This window comes from Bacillus xiamenensis (assembly GCF_001857925.1).
GTDB classification, from domain to species: Bacteria; Bacillota; Bacilli; order Bacillales; family Bacillaceae; genus Bacillus; species Bacillus xiamenensis.
This window is the reverse complement of record NZ_CP017786.1, coordinates 1,307,523-1,327,316: the sequence shown is the minus strand read 5'-3', so window position 1 is coordinate 1,327,316 and position 19,794 is coordinate 1,307,523. Positions and strand designations below refer to the sequence as shown.

16 protein-coding genes and 4 pseudogenes are annotated in these 19,794 nt (G+C 43.1%); 16 read left to right on the top strand and 4 right to left on the bottom strand.

The genetic code is table 11. The annotated features are described in order from the left end of the window. The first annotated feature begins 29 nt into the window (after positions 1–29). The 7 genes and pseudogenes from BK049_RS06580 to BK049_RS19730 all read left to right on the top strand — a co-directional run. Positions 30–1,646: a YceG family protein gene (locus tag BK049_RS06580; RefSeq protein WP_071168137.1), complete on the top strand. Its 1,617-nt coding sequence runs from the start codon at positions 30–32 to the stop codon at positions 1,644–1,646. A 14-nt stretch (positions 1,647–1,660) separates the two neighbouring features. Continuing rightward, positions 1,661–2,755 (top strand): toxic anion resistance protein, encoded by a 1,095-nt coding sequence (locus tag BK049_RS06575; RefSeq protein ID WP_008360346.1) that lies wholly within the window; start codon positions 1,661–1,663, stop codon positions 2,753–2,755. Positions 2,756–3,153: 398 nt separating this feature from the next. Next, entirely contained in the window at positions 3,154–4,416 is a 1,263-nt protein-coding gene (gene opuAA / locus BK049_RS06570) for a glycine/proline betaine ABC transporter ATP-binding protein OpuAA (RefSeq protein WP_071168136.1), read from the top strand. Positions 4,417–4,426: 10 nt separating this feature from the next. Next, the gene (gene opuAB / locus BK049_RS06565; protein WP_008360348.1) at positions 4,427–5,272 is read left to right on the top strand and encodes a glycine/proline betaine ABC transporter permease subunit OpuAB; all 846 of its coding nucleotides are present in this window, start codon (positions 4,427–4,429) and stop codon (positions 5,270–5,272) included. Then, the gene (locus BK049_RS06560) at positions 5,272–6,153 is read left to right on the top strand and encodes a glycine betaine ABC transporter substrate-binding protein (protein ID WP_071168135.1); all 882 of its coding nucleotides are present in this window, start codon (positions 5,272–5,274) and stop codon (positions 6,151–6,153) included. The genes opuAB and BK049_RS06560 overlap by 1 nt, the downstream gene beginning before the upstream one ends. 109 nt (positions 6,154–6,262) lie before the next feature. Further along, entirely contained in the window at positions 6,263–7,015 is a 753-nt protein-coding gene (locus tag BK049_RS06555) for an alpha/beta fold hydrolase (protein ID WP_237739230.1), read from the top strand. Positions 7,016–7,037: 22 nt separating this feature from the next. After that, positions 7,038–7,271: pseudogene (locus BK049_RS19730) on the top strand (hypothetical protein); the annotation flags it as partial. Here the strand turns inward: BK049_RS19730 and BK049_RS06550 are convergent. After that, positions 7,237–7,512: pseudogene (locus BK049_RS06550) on the bottom strand (M20/M25/M40 family metallo-hydrolase); the annotation flags it as partial. The pseudogenes BK049_RS19730 and BK049_RS06550 overlap by 35 nt on opposite strands. Here BK049_RS06550 and BK049_RS18810 point away from each other — a divergent pair. The 3 genes and pseudogenes from BK049_RS18810 to BK049_RS06540 form a co-directional block, all read left to right on the top strand. Then, positions 7,509–7,658, top strand: a pseudogene (locus BK049_RS18810) (YfcC family protein); the annotation flags it as partial. The pseudogenes BK049_RS06550 and BK049_RS18810 overlap by 4 nt on opposite strands. Positions 7,659–7,873: 215 nt before the next feature. Further along, complete coding sequence (locus tag BK049_RS06545) at positions 7,874–8,821, top strand: L-lactate dehydrogenase (protein WP_071168133.1); 948 nt, start codon at positions 7,874–7,876, stop codon at positions 8,819–8,821. A gap of 43 nt (positions 8,822–8,864) precedes the next feature. Then, on the top strand, positions 8,865–10,487 hold the full coding sequence (locus BK049_RS06540) for an L-lactate permease (RefSeq protein ID WP_071168132.1): 1,623 nt from the start codon (positions 8,865–8,867) through the stop codon (positions 10,485–10,487). A gap of 50 nt (positions 10,488–10,537) precedes the next feature. On the opposite strand, the gene BK049_RS06535 is transcribed toward BK049_RS06540, so the two are convergent. Further along, positions 10,538–11,527, bottom strand: coding sequence for a LacI family DNA-binding transcriptional regulator (locus tag BK049_RS06535; RefSeq protein ID WP_071168131.1), 990 nt, complete (start codon positions 11,525–11,527; stop codon positions 10,538–10,540). A gap of 109 nt (positions 11,528–11,636) precedes the next feature. On the opposite strand from BK049_RS06535, the gene BK049_RS06530 reads away from it, so the two are divergent. The 5 genes and pseudogenes from BK049_RS06530 (at position 11,637) to BK049_RS06510 (ending at position 16,845) form a co-directional block, all read left to right on the top strand. After that, the gene (locus BK049_RS06530; RefSeq protein ID WP_071168130.1) at positions 11,637–12,962 is read left to right on the top strand and encodes a DegT/DnrJ/EryC1/StrS family aminotransferase; all 1,326 of its coding nucleotides are present in this window, start codon (positions 11,637–11,639) and stop codon (positions 12,960–12,962) included. Continuing rightward, positions 12,937–13,803 (top strand): HAD-IIB family hydrolase, encoded by an 867-nt coding sequence (locus tag BK049_RS06525; protein ID WP_071168129.1) that lies wholly within the window; start codon positions 12,937–12,939, stop codon positions 13,801–13,803. Before BK049_RS06530 ends, BK049_RS06525 begins: the two co-directional genes overlap by 26 nt. Continuing rightward, positions 13,800–14,846, top strand: a pseudogene (locus BK049_RS06520) (Gfo/Idh/MocA family protein). Before BK049_RS06525 ends, BK049_RS06520 begins: the two are co-directional and overlap by 4 nt. 57 nt (positions 14,847–14,903) lie before the next feature. Then, a complete protein-coding gene (locus tag BK049_RS06515) occupies positions 14,904–16,091 on the top strand; it encodes an MFS transporter (protein ID WP_071168128.1) in 1,188 nt (395 codons plus the stop codon). A 124-nt stretch (positions 16,092–16,215) separates the two neighbouring features. Next, positions 16,216–16,845: a LysE family translocator gene (locus tag BK049_RS06510; RefSeq protein ID WP_008360353.1), complete on the top strand. Its 630-nt coding sequence runs from the start codon at positions 16,216–16,218 to the stop codon at positions 16,843–16,845. 254 nt (positions 16,846–17,099) lie between these two features. Here the strand turns inward: BK049_RS06510 and BK049_RS06505 are convergent, their stop codons facing one another. Further along, positions 17,100–17,423, bottom strand: coding sequence for a DUF2651 family protein (locus BK049_RS06505; RefSeq protein WP_244887374.1), 324 nt, complete (start codon positions 17,421–17,423; stop codon positions 17,100–17,102). A 188-nt stretch (positions 17,424–17,611) separates the two neighbouring features. On the opposite strand from BK049_RS06505, the gene BK049_RS06500 reads away from it, so the two are divergent. Beyond that, complete coding sequence (locus BK049_RS06500) at positions 17,612–18,370, top strand: YqcI/YcgG family protein (protein WP_008362119.1); 759 nt, start codon at positions 17,612–17,614, stop codon at positions 18,368–18,370. On the opposite strand, the gene BK049_RS06495 is transcribed toward BK049_RS06500, so the two are convergent. Beyond that, positions 18,365–19,714: an amino acid permease gene (locus BK049_RS06495; RefSeq protein WP_071168127.1), complete on the bottom strand. Its 1,350-nt coding sequence runs from the start codon at positions 19,712–19,714 to the stop codon at positions 18,365–18,367. The genes BK049_RS06500 and BK049_RS06495 overlap by 6 nt on opposite strands. Positions 19,715–19,794 lie beyond the last annotated feature (80 nt).

Sequence of the window (19,794 nt, the reverse complement as noted above, 5' to 3'; positions counted from 1 at the left end):
AAAAAATATAGGTGAAAGGAAGGAGCGGCGTGAGCTATAAAGAAATCAATGTGACCCAAACAAGGGCGGATCAGGAAGCCTGGAAAAACTTGCTGAAAAAGCCGCTCCCTGAACGAGATGGCTATGTCAAGGACGAGCATACCTTATCCTTGCCGAGTCTCGCCGCCCGGGTCCTTGGAACTCCGCATGATGCAACCGATTATTTTATTTACTTACATGAATTATATGAAACAGTCGGCACGCATATTTTAAGTGAAACACTCAACCGGCATATTGAACCAGAGCATTTTCAAGCGCTTCAACGGATTCATTTGATTAATCAGGAAGAAAAGGGATTGTCCGTGAATCGTTTTGTGGCTTTTTTAGATGGCGAGCAGCTGATTGTACGTCATCCAAATCCTGTGATGAACCGGCATATCCGCCTTTCATTAATCAAGGTGTTTGAGCATTTCAAGCAGCTGCATGATGGCGGATTTCAGCATCCTGATTTCCGCCGCGTTTTACTAGATGTGGTGAAGTTTTCAAATAACCATCTAGGGCCATGGCTGAAAGAAGTGAATATTGAAGAAAAAATGCCTGCTGTCATTTGGTATGGAGAGGCGAATAAAAGTCAGCTTTATTTTCTTTACTATGTCATGCTGATTGGCTGTGATGTGGTGCTATTTCATCCGGAAGGCAAGGATCCGTTTCGAGAATTAGATCCAGAAGAAAAGCTGACTTTTATTGATCAGTATCCAGGAACTTCAAAGCTTGAGCCGTTCCCTACTGAAAAGCCTGAGAGGAAATCAACGGTGGCGTACCGTTCGACAAGAGAGCTTGAAGAGGTGCTTCACACAGAAGATTCCATGCTGTATAAGCCATGGCAATTCAGAGATCATACCCCTCATTCCATTACGCTAAAGACAACGTATGATGAGCTGTTTTTAATTGCAAAGGAACGGTCGTTTATCCGCCCAAATTTCAAAGCAGATCGAGATACGATTCAAATTCCGAACCTGTTTGCCAAAATGATGGGGGTCACGAGAGACAAGCGTGAATATTGGGACCGTATCCACACGTTAATGGAGTGGAAAGAAACGAAAACGATCCGCCATTTTCCTTTTACGAGAGAAGTGACTTCGAATTATCAATTTCATTATCAGCATGCCCTTTCTCCAGCAGGAGAGATTGATCCTGAATTATTAATGAAAAGCAATGTATGGCAGTTTTCTCATCTATATGAGGGCACGCAGCGAGCGATAGCTGAGGCGATAGCTCGAATCTGCCAGCATCCGAAACTAATCAAAGAAGGCAATGAGACTGATCAGGATGTCCGCCTTTATTTATTCAAACAGAATCTGCATATTAGCCGCGATCTCATTGAACTCATTCAAACCTTTGATTATGCACAGACTGTACCGAAAGTGATTTTATACCATACAGAATATAATGGTGAGCTGACTCGTTCTGATGCGGCTGCCCTGATTTTCCTAAATGAAATGGGTGTGGATCTTTTCGTGTATCATCCAGCCGGATATCAGTGTATAGAGCGGTATATAGATGACCAATTATTTGATACACATTGGCTCGACGACATGGTCATGAATCAGGAGTTTAAAGAGCCGTCCATCGTCAGAAAGTTATTTCAATCCATTAAAAACCGATAAGGAGATCAAAGCTTATGACAAATACAAACGGTAATGACATCATTTCAATTGATAAAGAGGAGATCACGATTGAGAAGGCAGACGATATCCGCGTTCAGCTGCGCAATGATCCAGAAGTTCAAAACATTGCGAGACAGATTGATGCCAAAAATCAGCTCGAGCTACTTGAATATGGAAAACAGCCGGCTGTCGAAATCTCTAAGTTCTCTGACCGTATTCTGTCCATGATGCGTTCAACGAGCGTCACAGACTCAGGAACGATGCTCACGCAGCTTGGAAAAATTATGGATCGCTTTGATAAAAATGATTTTGACGAGCCAAAGGGTGGTTTGTTATCAAAAATCTTTAAGCGCGGCGGCAGCATGATCGAAAAGATTTTCAGTAAATATCAAACGCTCGGTGCAGAAATTGAAAAAATCAATGTGGAAATCAATAAATATAAAGACGAAATGACCAAATCGACTGTGACGCTTGAAGAAATGTATGAGCATAACATTCAATACTACTTGGAGCTTGAAAAGTATGTCGTAGCAGGTCAAATGAAAATCGAAGAATTAAAGCAATTGGTTCCTTCTTATGAAGAAAAAGCGGCGGGTGGAAACCAGCTGGCGCAAATGGAGCTGGATACGCTTCGTAATGGTATTCAAGCACTTGAAGAGCGTGTGTATGACCTTGATATGGCACGAATGGTGGCCCTCCAAACAGCACCGCAAATTCGTTTGCTGCAGCGTGGGAATACGAAATTAATTGGGAAAATCAACTCTGCCTTCATCATCACCATTCCTATTTTCAAAAATGGAATCATTCAAGCTGTCACAGCAAAGAGACAAAAGCTTGTGGCTGATTCAATGAGTGAGCTGGACAGAAGAACCAATGAAATGTTGAAACGAAATGCTGAAAATATTTCAAGCCAAAGTGTTGAGATTGCCAAGTTATCCGGTCGTCCAAGCATTGACATTGAAACGATTGAATCATCCTTTAATACGATTGTACAAGGGATGAAAGAGACGAAGCAGATCGAAGAGGAAAACAAACGATTACGTGAAGATGGCACAAAACGTATGCTTGAGCTTCAAGATCAGATCAAGCGGGCTGCCCTAGAGTCCTAAAAAAACAAGCTGTCTGTAACTAAAGTTGTAGGCAGTTTTTTTGTTTATTTGATTAAAATTTGAGAATAGAGGTTTTTATGAGGCCATTTTCGGGTAAATCCTGTTCAGGAGAATGGTTCACTCATGATTGAAAAAGTCTGGCAGCACGAGTATTCGACTTATTTTTTAGCACAATGAGGAAATTCCAGTAAAATATTGTCTGATGAGAGAAAATACCCCGTAATATGTAGTTTATGAAGCATTCTATAGGATTTAAGAGTAATACGGTGTATAAACCCTAATCACCAGACCTCTATATGGAATTCATACATATTGTGCGGAAATAAGCGAATTCTAAAGATTGTTCGCATCATAACGCGTATGTTACGGTTATAAAGATGCTAATTTGGAGGGAAAATATGAATTCTGAAGAGAGAAAGATCAAAATCAAGATAAATAATGTATCTAAAATTTTCGGTAAAAATGCTAAAAAAGCATCTCAAATGCTTGAAAAAGGGAAAACAAAAAGAGAGATCCTCAAAGAGACCGGCGCAACAGTTGGTGTCAATCGAGCAAATTTTGATGTGTATGACGGCGAGATATTTGTCATCATGGGGCTATCAGGGAGCGGAAAGTCCACACTTGTGCGGATGCTAAACAGGTTAATCGAACCAACCTCCGGCGAAATTTATATTGATGGGGATATGATAACAAATATGTCAAAGGATCAATTGCGTGAAGTGAGACGGAAAAAGATCAGCATGGTCTTCCAAAACTTCGCATTGTTCCCGCATCGTACAATTCTGGAGAACACAGAATACGGACTTGAATTGCAAGGTGTAGAGAAAGAAGAACGCCGCTCAAAAGCGCTTGAATCTTTAAAGCTTGTTGGACTTGAAGGCTTTGAAGAGCAGTACCCAAATCAATTAAGTGGCGGTATGCAGCAGCGTGTTGGATTGGCACGTGCACTAGCAAATGACCCTGACATTTTATTAATGGACGAAGCATTCAGCGCACTAGATCCATTAATTCGTAAAGATATGCAGGATGAATTGCTTGAGCTTCATACGTCTGTAGGAAAAACGATTATTTTCATTACCCATGATTTAGATGAAGCGCTTCGTATTGGCGACCGCATTGTCCTCATGAAGGACGGAAATATCGTTCAAATCGGAACACCAGAAGAAATCCTGATGAATCCATCGAACGAATATGTCGAACGTTTCGTTGAAGATGTTGACCTTTCTAAAGTATTAACCGCTGGTCATATTATGAAACGTGCAGAAACCATTCAGATTGACAAAGGGGCACGTGTTGCACTCACGCTCATGAAGAACCTTGGGATTTCGTCTATCTATGCAGTAGATAAGAAAAAGCATTTATTAGGTGTCATTTCTGCACAAGCAGCGAAAAAAGCGGCAGAAACGGGTGCGTCGCTTGAAACTGTTCTTGATAAAGAATTTACAACGGTATTGGAAACAACGTATTTAACAGAGATCTTTGATGCGGTGTCTGATGCGAACATTCCAATTGCAGTTGTTGATGAGAAAAACAGAATGAAGGGTATTGTGGTCAGAGGTGCATTGATTGGTGCATTATCTGGTAATGATGAGTATATCAACATGTCTGACGCCCCAGAGGAAATTAAAGCACAAGAGCCTTCTACACAGGAGGTAGAATAAGATGTTTAGTATGAGTGATTTACCTAGAATTCCGTTCGCGGATTATATCGATCAATTTGTTGACTGGTTAACATTAACCTTTGGTGGTTTCTTTGATGGCATCACAAATGGATTAGCTGGAACAGTAAATGGAATTGTGGCAGCACTTGGTGTCATTCCATCTATCATTTTAACTCTTATCTTTGCCGGGATTGCTTGGTGGATCAGTACAAGAGGAGTTGCTCTTTTCACACTTATTGGATTTTTACTGATCGACTATTTAGGCTACTGGCAGCCAATGCTTCAGACACTTGCGCTCGTTGTGACAGCCGTGATTATTTCGATTGTGATCGGGGTTCCGATTGGTATTTGGGCTTCACAGCAAGAAACTGTGCGTAAAATTGTCACACCTATCTTAGACTTAATGCAGACAATGCCTGCATTCGTTTATCTCTTACCAGCGATCTTCTTCTTTAACATTGGCGTGGTTCCTGGGGTTGTGGCATCGGTTATTTTCTCTATGCCGCCAACGATTCGTATGACCATTCTCGGTATTAAACAAGTACCAGCCGATTTAATTGAAGCAACAGAAGCGTTTGGTTCTACGACATTCCAGCGTTTATTCAAAGTTCAGCTTCCGCTTGCAACAAAAACGATTCTGGCTGGGATTAACCAAAGTATCATGCTTGCTTTATCCATGGTCGTCATTGCGGCAATGGTAGGTGCGCCAGGACTTGGTTCAGAAGTATACAGTGCGGTAACGCAGCTGAAAACAGGTATTGGTTTTGAAGCTGGTATCGCCATTGTGATAGTTGCGATTACACTGGATCGTATTACACAAAACATTAAAACGAAAAAAACCAGGGGGAATGCTTAATGTGGAAAAAGTCTCTCTACATTGGGATGACCGCCCTGCTCGTCTTTTTACTAGCCGCATGTGGTGCACAATCAGATTCAAATGCAAGTGCAGCACAGCAGGTCAATAAAACGATTATCGGGATTGATCCAGGTTCAGGTATTATGGCCTTAACCGATCAAGCGAAAAAGGATTACGGCTTAGAGGATTGGACGGTTGTGTCTGCATCAAGTGCAGCCATGACAGCCACGTTGAAGAAATCCTACGACCGTAAAAAGCCAATTATCATTACTGGCTGGAATCCTCACTGGATGTTTACCCGCTATGATTTAAAATATTTAGATGATCCGAAAAAATCATATGGTGATGAAGAAGAAATTCACACCATTTCACGTAAAGGATTTGCGAAGGATCAGCCTGAAGCAGCTAAAATGCTCAGTCAGTTTAAATGGTCTCAAGATGACATGGGCGAAGTGATGCTTGATATCCAGGATGGCGTCAAACCGAAAGATGCTGCCGCTAAATATGTGAAAAAACATAAAGATCAAGTGGCTAAATGGACAAAAGGCGTGAAAAAATCGAATGGTGATAAAATCAATCTTGCCTACGTTGCGTGGGACAGTGAGATTGCAAGTACCAATGTTGCGGCAGAAGTACTGCGAGATCTTGGTTTTAAAGTAACCTTGACTCAGGTTGAAGCGGGTCCAATGTGGACAGCAATTGCAACCGGAAGTGCTGATGCATCATTATCTGCTTGGCTTCCAAATACACATAAAACGTATGCAGCGAAGTTTAAAGGAAAATATGATGACCTCGGTACAAGTATGAAGGGTCTGCGAATGGGTCTAGTTGTTCCGACTTATATGAAAAACGTGAACTCCATTGAGGATTTGAAAAAATAGCCAATTATGTAATAGTTCCCTTATAATAGAAGGGAGCATATGGAAAAAGCAGTCTGCTCAAAAAGCGGCTGCTTTTTTCATATACATAAGGATGGTGGACGAATTGTCGATGGTGAAAAAACCAATCATGGTTTTCCTGCATGGCGGAGGAGTGAGCAGCTGGATGTGGCAGGAGCAGATTGAAAAGTTCAAAGAAGCGTATGATTGCTATACCCCTGATCTCATCGGACACGGGACAAGAGCAAATGAAAAGTCGTTTTCTATGCGAGAAAGCGCCGGTGAAATCATCTCATGGATTGAACAGCATGCGCAAGGTCGTATAGTCATTCTCATTGGCTTTTCTTTAGGTGCGCAGATAGCCGTTGATGTGCTATCGAGAGAGCCAGACATCGCAGACATTGCAGTCATTAACAGCGCCCTTGTGCGGCCATTGCCATGGCTCTATTGGATGGTAAGACCGATTTTACCTCTCACTTACCCGCTGTTAAAAAAAGAATGGTTTATCCAGCTGCAAGCTGAAAAGTTAGGAATTCCAAGCCAAGCGCTCGGTAACTATACGGCTGATTCAAAACAGTTGCAGAAGGAAACCCTGCTTACCATGTTTCAAGAAAACCTTCATTACAAGCTCCCACACACATTTCAGCAAGCGAAGGCACGGATTCTTGTCACAGTGGGGGAAAAGGAAAAAGGCATCATGAAACGGTCAGCGAAAAAAATCACACATGCACACCCAAAGGCAGAAGGGTTCATTGTGCCGGGCATTGGACATACGTTTACTTTTGAAAAGAAGGAACTTTTTACGGACATGATCAAGAGCTTTATAGAGGAGCGTGCGTTACCAGCGGAATTAAAGGAGATATAGGGAGCCATGCCATTTTGCCATTCATGTGAGGAAAGATAAAATATCCGTCACCTGTATCAATCCAGAAGAGCTGACGGCAGAAGTTCCATATTAAGATGGCGCCGAAAAAGCCATTTCTCTGTATGATGAAACGAGAATACCTGTACAAGATATTGTCGAGCTGGCGAGATGTGTCATTCATCTATCAAGGGTGTCCTGTGTAAAAGAAATCATGACAGATTTTACGATGAATGCTGCTGAAGGGATTGGTATATAGCTTCAGTCAAACTCTCAATGCCGGTAAAAATCGAAGAGCGGTCGAATGTCATATAAGGGTGATGAAGCCCTGGTTTTAAATCACAGCCTAAACCTAGCATCGTCGATTTAATATGCGGGATTTCTGCTGCATAAAAGTGAAAGTCTTCTCCACCTGTCGTCACGATTGGAGGATCGAGCTGCTCTTTGCCTAGAACTTGCTCTATGGCATGTGACATGATCTCGACAGCTTCTTCATTCATCAGGGGTGTTGATGGCTGTACTTGCTGCAAGTGGCATCCTTTATGTGAAGTGGCTGCGTTTTAGGGTGCTGCTTGCGCTCATTTGGTTTGTGATCGGTCTTGTGTTTATATGTATTGGCGTGATGATCAACTGGGGACCTTATTAAACATGGATGAAGCTGCCGAAGAGTGTTTGGTAGCTTTTTTTCTGATGGAAAAATGTATGGAGACAGCGGTTTGAAACCACAATAAGGGTGTTCACAAATTCGCTACATATTTATTTAAGAAACCCCCTTGAAAAAGTTTGTGAAGTATTGCACAATATAAATGTGAAATAATTCACAAACAAACAACTTAGTTTTACTCAGGAGGATGAGGAGACATGACAAACGAAAAAGTAAACAAAGTAGCACTGATTGGAGCAGGCTTCGTCGGCAGTAGTTATGCCTTTACATTAATAAATCAAGCGATCACAGATGAATTGGTAGTCATCGATTTGAATCAAGATAAAGCAATGGGTGATGTCATGGATTTAAACCATGGGAAAGCATTTGCCCCGCATCCTGTGAATACTTGGTATGGAGATTATGAGGATTGTCAGGATGCTGACATTGTATGTATCTGCGCTGGTGCAAACCAAAAGCCAGGTGAAACAAGACTGGACCTTGTTGAGAAGAATTTAAACATATTTAAAGGCATTGTCGAAAACGTAATGAAAAGCGGATTCGATGGCATTTTCTTAGTTGCTACAAACCCAGTTGATATTTTGACATATGCGACTTGGAAATTCAGCGGACTTCCGAAAGAACGAGTCATTGGCAGTGGAACCACTCTTGATACCGCAAGATTCAGATACATGCTAAGTGAGTACTTTGAAGCAGCAGCACACAACGTACACGCGTACATCATTGGAGAGCATGGGGATACTGAGCTTGCTGTTTGGAGCCATGCAAATATCGGAAGTGTACCGATCGCAGAATTAATGAAGAGAAATGATCAATACAAACAAGAAGATTTAGATGAGATCATGGAAAATGTGCGTCATGCCGCTTATCAAATCATTGAGAAAAAAGGTGCCACTTATTACGGTGTAGCGATGAGTTTAGCCCGTATTACAAGAGCCATTTTGCACAATGAAAACAGCATTCTGACTGTCAGCACTTATTTAGATGGAGAATACGGAGCAGAAGATGTCTACATTGGTGTACCTGCCCTTGTGAACCGAAATGGTGCAACAGAAGTGATGGAGCTTGCACTAAATGACACAGAAAAAGAAAAATTCGCACATAGTGTGAATGTGTTAAAAGGGATTTTAGCTCCTCATTTTTAATCAAACAAAGGCAACCTATCTGAGCAGAAAAGGATGAATCACTATGTGGCAGCAAATATATGATCCGTTTGGTAATGAGTTCGTGAGTGCATTGGTGGCGATGCTTCCAATCTTGTTTTTCCTACTTGCATTAACTGTATTTAAGTTAAAGGGTGTTTTGGCCGCTTTTTTCACCTTGATCGTCAGTTTTGTAACAGCTGTATTCTTCTTTCATATGCCGGTTGAAAAGGCATTATCTGCTGTGCTGCTCGGTATATCTAATGGGCTGTGGCCGATTGGATATATCGTGATCATGGCTGTATGGCTCTATAAAATTGCTGTGAAATCTGGAAAATTCGATGTTATTCGTTCTAGTATTGCAGGAATCTCTCAAGATCAACGTTTACAGCTCTTATTAATTGGTTTTAGTTTTAATGCATTTTTAGAGGGAGCAGCCGGATTTGGTGTACCGATTGCGATCAGTGCCGCTCTCTTAACAGAGCTTGGATTTAAACCACTGAAAGCCGCTATGCTCTGCTTAATTGCCAATGCTGCGTCTGGCGCATTTGGAGCAGTGGGTATTCCAGTGATTACAGGGGCGCAAATGGGAAATATGCCGCCGCTTACTTTGTCTCAAACCTTGGTATATACGATTCCGTTTATTTCATTCTGTATCCCGTTTCTACTCATTTTCATTGTAGACGGCTTTAAAGGGATCAAAGAAACGCTGCCAGCCTTGCTTGTTGTGAGTGGAAGCTATGCCATTTTGCAGGCTGTGACCATGGTGACGATGGGGCCTGAGCTGGCGAACATTATTTCAGCTTTAGCAAGTATGGGGATGCTGGCTCTCTTTCTCCGAAAATGGCAGCCAACACACATTTACCGTGAAGAAGGAGCACCAGCCATTGAACAGAAACAAACGTATAGCGGCATTGAGGTGCTGAAGGCTTGGTCTCCGTTTTATATCTTAACGGCTGTGAGTACGGTATGGAGTCTGCCTGCATTTAAAGCGCTGTTTGCTGCGTCTGGCCCGCTCAATTGGACAACCATTTTAGTGAAAATGCCGTTTCTGCATCAGCAAATTGTGAAATTACCGCCAATTGCCCAAACAGAAACACCGCTTGATGCGATCTTTAAAATGGATGTCATCAGTGCAACTGGTACTGCCATTCTCATTGCGGTCATGCTGACAGGATTGTTTAGCCGGCAGATCAAATTAACAGAAGGCGCTGCCTGCTTACAAGCAGCAGTGAAGGAGCTTTGGATACCTGTTCTCACGATTTGTTTTATTATGGGGTTTGCCAACTTGGCGAACTTTGCTGGACTAAGCTCTGCAATTGGTCTCGCGCTTGCCAAAACAGGCGATTTGTTCCCGCTTGTCAGTCCAATGCTTGGTTGGATCGGTGTGTTTATTACGGGGTCTGTTGTGAGTAACAATGCCCTATTTGGTAACCTTCAAGCAGTCACCGCTTCTCAAATCGGCTCTCAGGCAGGTTTGTTAATTGGGGCGAATACGACCGGCGGTGTCATGGCGAAATTAATTTCTCCACAATCTATCGCCATTGCAACAGCAGCTGTTGGAGAAACAGGGAAAGAATCTGAGCTTTTCAAAAAAACAGTGAAGTACAGCTTCATCTTGCTCGGCATCGTATGTATATGGACATTCATTCTTGCTCAATTTGTATAGGTTGATCGATTGATTGAAAAATGAAAGACTGAGAAATCTCTCAGTCTTTTTTATGTGGATTCTCGTGTGACAAGCCGGGTAGGCAGCTGAATATGTTCACGCTGTAATGGTTTTTGGTCTTGCAGCAGCTGGATCATTTGTTTCACAGACTGCTGGCCAAGCTCGACGATGGGGATGTCGATGGTGGTGATCGTTGGAGCTGTCACCTCACAAATGTCTTGGTTGTCATAACCGATCACCGCTAGATCCTTAGGGATTTGATAACCATATGAAATGGCTTGTTTAATAAGTCCTGCTGCCACCTGATCATTGCCGGTGAAAATCGCATCAGGTGCATCCGGCATCCCGTGGATTAAGTCCATCAAACGAAAGCCGTCCTCAATGGTAAAAGCCTCGCCGAACAGCCAATCTTCTTTAAGCGGCAAACCGTGAGCAGAAAGCGCGTCAAGATAGCCCTGCTTTCTTTGTTTTTGCGCCTCGCTGCTTTCTGTATCAAAGCAAAATCCAATCGATGTACGCCCTGATTGAATCAAGTAGTCAACCGCTTTATAGGCAGCTTCCCGCTCATCATATCCAATAATCGGAATGTCTGCTGTATGATGATACTCATTTGCCATTACGATCGGGCCGTTTGCTAAAAATGGCTCGATTGTTTCCCACTTATTTTCTAACGCCCCCAATATGACACCATCTACTTCTTTTCTTTTTAATAATTGAAGCCCTTCACGTTCTACTGATTCTTGGTAAAACGTCTGGAGCACGATGGCTTTATACCCTTGATCCAGTGCTTCCTTTGAGATGCCTTTAATCAATTGTGCAAAAAAAGGATGATCCACAGCTGGAACAGACACAGCAATGGTTTTTGTCTGATGTGACCGAAGGGTGCGAGCTGCTGAGCTTGGTGTATACTCCATTTCTTTCATCACCTGTAAAATGTGCTGGCGCTTTTCTTCTGATACATATGGATGGTTGTTCAGCACCCGAGAAACAGTGGTCGTTGAAACCCCGCAGCGTTTGGCAATTTCATAAATTGTACACATATTAACAAATCCTTTACACAAAGTTATTGTTCTGAAATCGATAACATCATTTACAATGTGAAACAAGTTAAATATTAACAAATGGAATTGATTAATTGGAGGGAATGGAGTGCAAATATTGACGAAGATATTAGGTAAAAGCAAGGATTATCTACCGTTGCTGGATATGATTAATCAAGGTGTTCAAGTAAAGGCTGATTCAGTTGAAAAGAATCTAGCAAATGAAAAGCTTGCTGCGTTCCTTGAGCAAGATATTACGCGTACTGGTTTGGAAAAAATTCTCTTCCATTATAAACAAAATAAGGAAAAAAAGATACCGTTCCTGCCGGTAGATAAACTGATTTCAGAGGATGAGATCGACGATATTATGCAAGTACTGAAAGAAGTATTAAGTTCAGGCCGTTTTACGTCAGGCCCTTATATTCCAAAGTTTGAAAAGACGCTTGCAGAGTACTTAGGGAAAAAATATGTCATTGCCACATCAAGTGGAACAGATGCCTTGATGATCAGTTTAATCTCAGCAGGCGTCCGTCCTGGAGATGAGGTGATTCTGCCCGCCAACAGCTTTGCTGCAACAGAAAATGCAGTGCTTGCGATTGGTGCGGTTCCAGTCTATGCCGATATTGATCCAGACACCTACTGCCTAGCGCCGAGTGAAATAGAGAAACATGTGACAGAGAAGACAGTGTGTATTCTCCCGGTTCATTTGTATGGAAAACAAGCGGATATGAAGGCCATTTCGGCAATTGCGAAACGGCATGGTCTATCCATCATTGAGGATGGCTGTCAGGCGATTGGCAGCAGCGGGCTTGGGGCATTTGGAGATGGACTTGTTCTCAGCTTTAATCCGTACAAAAACCTTGGAGTTTGCGGAAAGGCAGGAGCCATCGCGACAAATGATGAAGCCCTAGCCGAAAAATGCATGGAAATCAGCTATCACGGCTTTGAAGCAGGAAAGAAAAACGTGAAGCGCAGTGACTATGGCTTTAATTCTAAGATTGATAACTTACAGGCCGCAATCGGATTAGAAAGAATGAAATATTTAGGTTTACAAAATTTTAAACGCTTTTACTTGGCAAAGAGATACATAGATCAGCTGCAAACACTGGAGGACGAAGGCTACATAAAGCTTCCGAAGCTAACAGAGGATCATGTATGGCATCTATTCCCGATCAGAGTGGTGAAGGGAAGCCGAGATGAGCTGGCAGAGAAATTACTGGAGATGGGCATAGAAACAGATGTCTATTACCCGGTTTTATCGCATCAGCATCAAACGAATCTTGTTTCTCAAAAGTATAAACAAACGGCACTTCCACATACGGAAAAAGCCGTGCAGCAATTACTCCACTTGCCGCTTTACCCAGGTATGCCGCTTAAAGATCAGGAGAAAGTCATCGAGGGGGTCCATCATGTTATCAAATCTTCCATTCAATAAAAAGCTTGTGCCTCAACCGCAACATCCGCAGTGGATCGTCTTCTGTGATTTCGATGAGACCTATTATTCTCACGGAATGACCGAGGAGCAGAGAGAGGATGTAAAGCGGCTGGAAGCTTTTGTGGCAGAAAAAAGCGAGGCTGGACAGCTCATGCTGGGCTGGGTAACGGGAAGCAGCCTCGATTCTGTTACGAGCAAAATGGAGAAAGGCGGTTTCTATCAATTCCCGCATTTCATTGCGTCGAATTTAGGAACTGAAATCGTGTATACATCAGAAGCCAAATTTGGAAAGACGGATGCAGAATGGATGAAACGGCTTGATGCACAGGGCTTTTCAGACGAAAAAATCGAAGGTATTCTGCAAAGCGTACGTGAAAAGGGGATCACCCTTAGGCCGCAAACGCAGCTGGGCAGCTCTGGGTATAAAAAGAATTTCTATTATCAGGAGCAGGATGAACGAACAGACCTCCATCATCTATCGTTCATACAAACACTTGCGAAGGAGCGGGGTGTGGCGGTGAACATCAACAAATGCAACCCGCTTGCGGGAGACCCTGCGGATTGCTATGACGTTGATTTTTTACCAGTGGGAACAGGAAAGGATGAAATCGTTCGTTTTATGCTGAATCAATATGATCTGTCAAAAGATCAGGGCTTTGCTTTTGGTGATAGTGGGAATGATCTGCGGATGCTTCAATCCGTCACGCACGGCTTTCTTGTCCAAAATGCAACAGCCGAAGCCAAACGGCACCATCATCAAATTTGTCATCATGGGTATGCAAAAGGAATCTATGAAACACTGAAAACAGTGATGTATAAACATGAGGAGGCACATTCATGAAGAAAATTGGAATTGTTGGAGCAGGGAATATTGCAAAAGCACATGCTAGAGCATTATCAACGATCAAAGGTGCAGAATTATCTGGGGTCTATGACTTGCACGAATCCGTCGCACAAGGATTTATTAAACAGTACGGCGGACGTGTGTATTCCAGTATCGAAACACTAGCGGATGCATCAGATGGATTGATCATTGCTTCCCCTAACTTCTGTCACAAGGACCATGCCCTTCAGGCGCTTAGAGCAGGACAGCCGATTTTATGTGAAAAACCGATGGCTGTATCGTTAAAAGAAGCGAAGGAAATGGTGGAGACAGCCAAACAGTTCCAGGTTCAAGCCAGTATGGGCTTTAACTATCGCTATTTATCATTTGTGAATATTTTGAAGAACTTGATCGCCAATGGTGAATTAGGACGCGTTTTGACAGTACGGACACATTTTAAGAAAAATAGTGCCCTTAGAAGAAAGACATTTTCGTGGAGAGACAGCGGCGAAAGTCTGCGTACAAGCGGTGCATTAGGAGATTTAGGGATTCATTTGATTGATATGCTGTGGTACTGATTTGGCAGTGAAATGAAAAAAGAATCCCTTAATACGAAGATGCTGACACATGTAAAGGAAAAGGAAGAGAAAAAGGTACAGGTCGATGACCATACCGAAATTTTTGGGCAAATGGAGAATCAAGTGTTCTTTCATTTGGTGACGTCCAAAAGTACGCAGCCGGAGGAATGTGGATTTAGTGTAGAAGTGGTGGGTCATGACAAGGTTTTTAAATACCATACAAACATGAAAAACGAATATGAAATCAGTGATGGCTTGTGTGTAGAGCGTCATCAAATGCCGCAAACATTGCTGACAGATCCACCAAATGAATTTTATGGATGGTCTGATACATTCCGTGATCAGCTGATGCATTGGGTAAATACAAACTCATATCCATCTCATATGAAGGTAGCTGATTTTGCAGATGGTTATCGCGCGCAGGCTGCGCTGAATACGTGCTTCGAGAGGGAAGAGGCTGTCGTCTCTGCCCGCGCATATTAATGAAGAGGTGGAGCGGAGGATATCATGACTCCGCTCCTTTTTAGAGGAAGTGAAAAGATGAAAAAGGTGTTTTATTTTGGCTGTATCTTTTATTTTTTTATTGGGACCATTCATGTGTTTTTTGGCAGTTTAACGCCTTATTTGCTGTCTAGTTATGATAAGGGTCCTGGGGAATTATCTTCTTTAATCTTCTTTCAGTTTATTGGCTTTTTGACAGGGGTTCTTTTGTCGCCAATACTTGTCAGGAAAAAAGGCTACGGTGCTGTATTGACCATGGGATTGCTGCTGATGATCGGAGCGCTTCTTCTTGGCCTTTTGGTGCCGGGCTGGACGATTCTTGTGGTGGCAGGTTTTTTCCTCGGAAGCGGTGCTGGCAGTCTTGAGACAACAGCCGGGGCATATGTCATTTCAATGGCAAACAGTGCAAAGCGAATCAGCATTATGGAGGTCTTTTTTGGATTAGGTGCACTTTTATTTCCTCTATTGATTCTGCTGACTGTGACAGAGGAAACGTGGCATTATGTATTTTTATTTCAAGTCGGTGCACTGACTTTTTTTCTCATGCTCTGGCTTACCTTTATGAATAAACTCCCTCGTGGGCAGATGGCGGCTCCTATTCAAGACATGAAGAAACCGTCCTTGCTGTTTGATCGAGGGAATCGAATGATTGTGGTGCTGATGTTCTGTTTTGCGTTTTTCTACGCAGGAATTGAAACGAACTTTGCGAATTTTTTGCCGTCGATCATGCTAGAAAAAGGGGGAGACAATTGGGGGCTTTTTGCCGTCTCTACTTTTTGGACAGCGATCGTCATTGGCAGAACTGTTATTGCGAGAAAAGCCGATCAGTTGCATCCGCTTCGTTTTTTAAAGCTAAGCGCAGCGCTTATGATTGTGCTGCTCGCCGTATTTGCTCTAGCCACCCACATCGCCGCGCAGCTAATTCTGATCTTTTTCATCGGTCTGTGCGCAGCTGGCATGTTCCCCATTGCCTTGACGGCTTCTGCATTAATGATTGAAAATGCCATCGACGAGGCCACGAGTTATTTTATTGCCGCCGCTAGTTTAGGTGGAGCTTGTTTGTCCTTTTTGATTGGGTTTAGCCTTGAGTGGGCAGGTGCGGCAAGCGCCGTCTTTGTTTTCGCCTTTTTAGCTGTTCTCCTTTTTGCGGCTGCCATTCAAATGAATCGATCTCGGAAAAAAGAAACCGTACCCGCGCAGCCGCCGGCGATGAAAGCAGACCGGTGAGCAGCTGATTCGGTAGCTTTTCCTTTTGTATAGCTCATCTTCAGAAAAGGTGACGAAGGACTTGTACTAAAACAACGAAAGCGTGAATAACATGTACAAGTCAGCATCAAAAGGAGGACGTCTTGTGACGGTGTTTTTTGGATATATCTTTTTAGGGTTGTCGCTTTCAGCGCCTGTTGGGCCAGTCAATGCAGCCCAAATTGACAGAGGGATTAAAAGTGGATTTTGGCACGCGTGGATTTTTGGTGTGGGGGCCATGGCTGCGGATATTGTGTATATGCTCCTCATTTATTTTGGTGTCGCCCAGCTTTTGACCGCACCTCTTGTGAAAACTTTTTTGTGGCTGTTCGGCTTTTTCGTTCTGACCTATACCGGTATTGAAAGCCTTCGTAAAATCAATTTGCAGGAGAGCCCGAAAAAGGATGGAGGAAACATATCAATCGGACACTCATTCATGTCAGGGTTTTTCATTTCTCTTTCCAATCCGCTCAGTATTTTATTTTGGCTTGGAATCTATGGCAGCATTTTGGCCAATACGATCGAAAAGTATGGAGCATCCCAAATGCTGATGTACAGTTTGGCCATTTTTATCGGCATGCTCATATGGGATTTCTGTATGGCGCTACTCGCCAGTACGTTTAGACGGTATTTAAATGAACGGATATTGCATGGCTTATCTGTTCTTGCCGGTCTATCTTTACTCGGCTTCGGTGCCTATTTTGGATATCAAGGGATCATGGCGTTGATTGGGTAGAAGGATGAATGAAACAGACTGATATGTTCAGTCTGTCAGCGTGTAGACAAACCCTCGCATTCTTTGTCAGTCCTGCGTGCCGGTGCTCACGAATGTCAAATTCGCTCCGCGCCGGTACTCGTCCTTCCTAGACTGCAAAGGTTTTCAGTTCACGCTGAAAAGAAGACAAAGGGCTAAAATAAAGAGCATTTTAGCCCTTTGTCAACAATCTGACAGACTGATACGTTCAGTCTGTTTTTTTGATGAAGAACCACTCATATAGGCTTTACTCGTTTTTTCTCCTGAAAATGACCGTGTATGACCTTCGAGAATCCGCTTGATACGAAAGTGAGAGCCATCATCAAAAAGACCCAGTATAGATTAGAAAGGTCAAATCCAGTGTAAGCAAAGATGAAAATCGTGGAGAACACGAACGTTAACAGAAGGACAGGCCATATCCGCTTGAATAGAAGATACCCAATGAATCCCCAAAGGAATGCCATGACCGGCAGTGTAAATAAGATGAGATACATTGGATGAAGAAAAAGAAGAAGCATGCCATTCACAACCTTTTCAATGATGATCACTGGCTCTATCAAAAAGAGGCGGCATCATGAATATATGCAGAAGTCTGCTCAAACATGATTGGATAAAAGAAAGAAAACTCCTGCTCATTTTGCAAAAAAATCCACCTTGTGGATGTGCAGGGAAAGTCGTTGAAGGACAGTCACCATAGCTTTTTTTCCTCATAGGCTATGGAGAAGACGCTAAAACGAGGTGGAAGGGAATGGCTCAGCTGTATGCGAAAAGTTGCCTTGATCAAAATCTACGGTCACTGGAAGAATGGAAGCAGGATGCTTTTACGCGATTTGGAGAGATGGTAGGCGATGAGGCAGATACATTTCCCTGTGTACCAGGCAGACAAGGATACTTTCTTGATCATTTGCGTTATGGGTTTGTCGGTGATCCGCGGGGAGATGAGGCAGTGAATGATCTGGCAGAGCTTTTAAGAAACTATCAAAGTTGCTCTAGACAAACTGGTCAATATGCTTCATTCATTTGTTTCTTTGAAACACCACAGGATGTAAAGGAGCACTCAATTGAAGAATTTGAGGAACAGTTCTGGTCTTTGGTTCAGCGGTTGCATCAAAAGGATGAATTGAACTGGCCAGAGGACATTCCGGCAGATCCTGAGCATCACGAATGGGAGTTTTGTTTTCACGGGGAACCTTACTTTATATTGTGTTCGACACCTGCTCATCGACTTCGAAAAAGCCGTCATTTCCCTTATGTTATGATGGCCTTTCAGCCAAGGTGGGTGTTTGAAAAAATGAACGGCTCCACCACATTTGGTCAAAAGATGAGTAAACTCGTACGGAAGCGGCTGAAGGCGTACGATCAAGTAGATGTACATCCAGCGTTAAAATGGTATGGGGATCAGAAAAATTTAGAATGGAAACAATATTTTCTCTCAGATGATGAGGCGGAGAAACCAGCCTCCGCCAAATGTCCATTTACTGCTTTAAAAAACATAATGAAATTATGATGCGGCCTGATCCTGTTTCCACTTTTTCCTCATAAAAAGCACCATAATGGCAATCACTGCGATGATCCCAAGGCTGATAAAAAAGCCAGGCCGTCCGCTTGCTTCTGTCAGAGTGCCTGAAACGGCGGCTCCGATTAAAAGAAGGGCAAGCACCATTTCGCACGTTTGGCGAGTAGATGGCTTTGACAGCTTTTTACTTGAGAGCAGAATGAACACCCATGTATACAAAAGGGTAAGACCAGCTGCTGTTGTGAGATGCTCATAAATGTGTTTGGACAAAAAGAGTGCAAGTAAAATCGAGACGATCAATCCAGCAGCAGTTAACATAATCGAAGACCATCTGACATGAGATGGTTCTTTTTGTTTAAAACAAGCAGGCGCATCCTCATGCTCTGACATCGTGCCAAGCAGCGTCGTGACGGCATAGAGGGAGGCGACCAATGTTGAAAAACCGGCAATAATGAAAATGCCATTAAAGATATGAAGAAAAATGGATAAATGAAATGGCTCCAATGATGTAATAAATGGACTGCTGTTCTCGTTAAAGGCCGTCACTGGCACAAGCATGAGAGCAAGTCCGATGGAGACGATATAAATCACAGCTAGAATGATCAGCATGACACGTCCGGATTTTGCCGCATCTTTCGGGTCCTTTAAATGCACCGCCATCAGCCCCATGACTTCAATTCCTCCGAACGCATAGAATGCATATATCAGCCCATTCCATAGACCAAGCGGACCGAGCGGCATCCATTCGTGGTCTTTATTTGGCAGATGGAGGGCCGGCCGGTGTTCTGTGAGCATGCCGCATAAGACAAGAACGGCAAGGACGACAAATAGCAAGATCGCCCCGGTCTTCAGCACCGCAAGGACATTTTCTGTCTTTTGAAAAGAAGAAAGCCCGATGATAATGACAAGCAGAGCAAGAGCGGAATAAATCGCTGAAAACACCCAAAGTGGAATGGATGGAAACCAGTGCCGAGTAAAAAGAGAGATTGCCGTCAGCTGGCTTCCCGTAATCAGCATTTCTGAAAACCAATACACCCAGCCATTGCTAAAACCCGCCCAGCGCCCATACGCTTTTCGAGCATAGGAACAAAACGATCCCTTATCTGGGTTTTCGGCTGTCATTGCAGCCAGATGTTTAAAGACGAGATATGTGCCGACCGCAGCAAGCAAGAATGACATGCAGACGGAAAAACCGGACTTTGTAATGGCGATGCTGGAACCAAGGAAGAAACCAGTGCCAATTGTACAGCCGACTCCAATGAGAGAAAGCTGCCACCAAGATAACGATTGTTCTTCTTTCAATGCATGTGCAACACCTTTCCAATTCAGTAGCATTAGCTTGTGACCGCCTCTTTTTTTTATACATGATCAAGGGGACGTTTTGGGCATACTGTCATGGAAAGGGAGTGCATGTG

What these genes read in the sequence shown, in the direction of transcription:
- BK049_RS06515 (WP_071168128.1), top strand. Translation starts at nt 14,904, where the DNA reads ATGAAAAAGGTGTTTTATTTTGGCTGTATCTTTTATTTTTTTATTGGG.
- BK049_RS06545 (WP_071168133.1), top strand. Translation starts at nt 7,874, where the DNA reads ATGACAAACGAAAAAGTAAACAAAGTAGCACTGATTGGAGCAGGCTTC.
- BK049_RS06500 (WP_008362119.1), top strand. Translation starts at nt 17,612, where the DNA reads ATGGCTCAGCTGTATGCGAAAAGTTGCCTTGATCAAAATCTACGGTCA.
- BK049_RS06525 (WP_071168129.1), top strand. Translation starts at nt 12,937, where the DNA reads ATGTTATCAAATCTTCCATTCAATAAAAAGCTTGTGCCTCAACCGCAA.
- BK049_RS06560 (WP_071168135.1), top strand. Translation starts at nt 5,272, where the DNA reads ATGTGGAAAAAGTCTCTCTACATTGGGATGACCGCCCTGCTCGTCTTT.
- BK049_RS06575 (WP_008360346.1), top strand. Translation starts at nt 1,661, where the DNA reads ATGACAAATACAAACGGTAATGACATCATTTCAATTGATAAAGAGGAG.
- opuAA (WP_071168136.1), top strand. Translation starts at nt 3,154, where the DNA reads ATGAATTCTGAAGAGAGAAAGATCAAAATCAAGATAAATAATGTATCT.
- BK049_RS06540 (WP_071168132.1), top strand. Translation starts at nt 8,865, where the DNA reads ATGTGGCAGCAAATATATGATCCGTTTGGTAATGAGTTCGTGAGTGCA.
- BK049_RS06555 (WP_237739230.1), top strand. Translation starts at nt 6,263, where the DNA reads ATGGTGAAAAAACCAATCATGGTTTTCCTGCATGGCGGAGGAGTGAGC.
- BK049_RS06495 (WP_071168127.1), bottom strand. Translation starts at nt 19,714, where the DNA reads ATGCTACTGAATTGGAAAGGTGTTGCACATGCATTGAAAGAAGAACAA.
- opuAB (WP_008360348.1), top strand. Translation starts at nt 4,427, where the DNA reads ATGAGTGATTTACCTAGAATTCCGTTCGCGGATTATATCGATCAATTT.
- BK049_RS06535 (WP_071168131.1), bottom strand. Translation starts at nt 11,527, where the DNA reads ATGTGTACAATTTATGAAATTGCCAAACGCTGCGGGGTTTCAACGACC.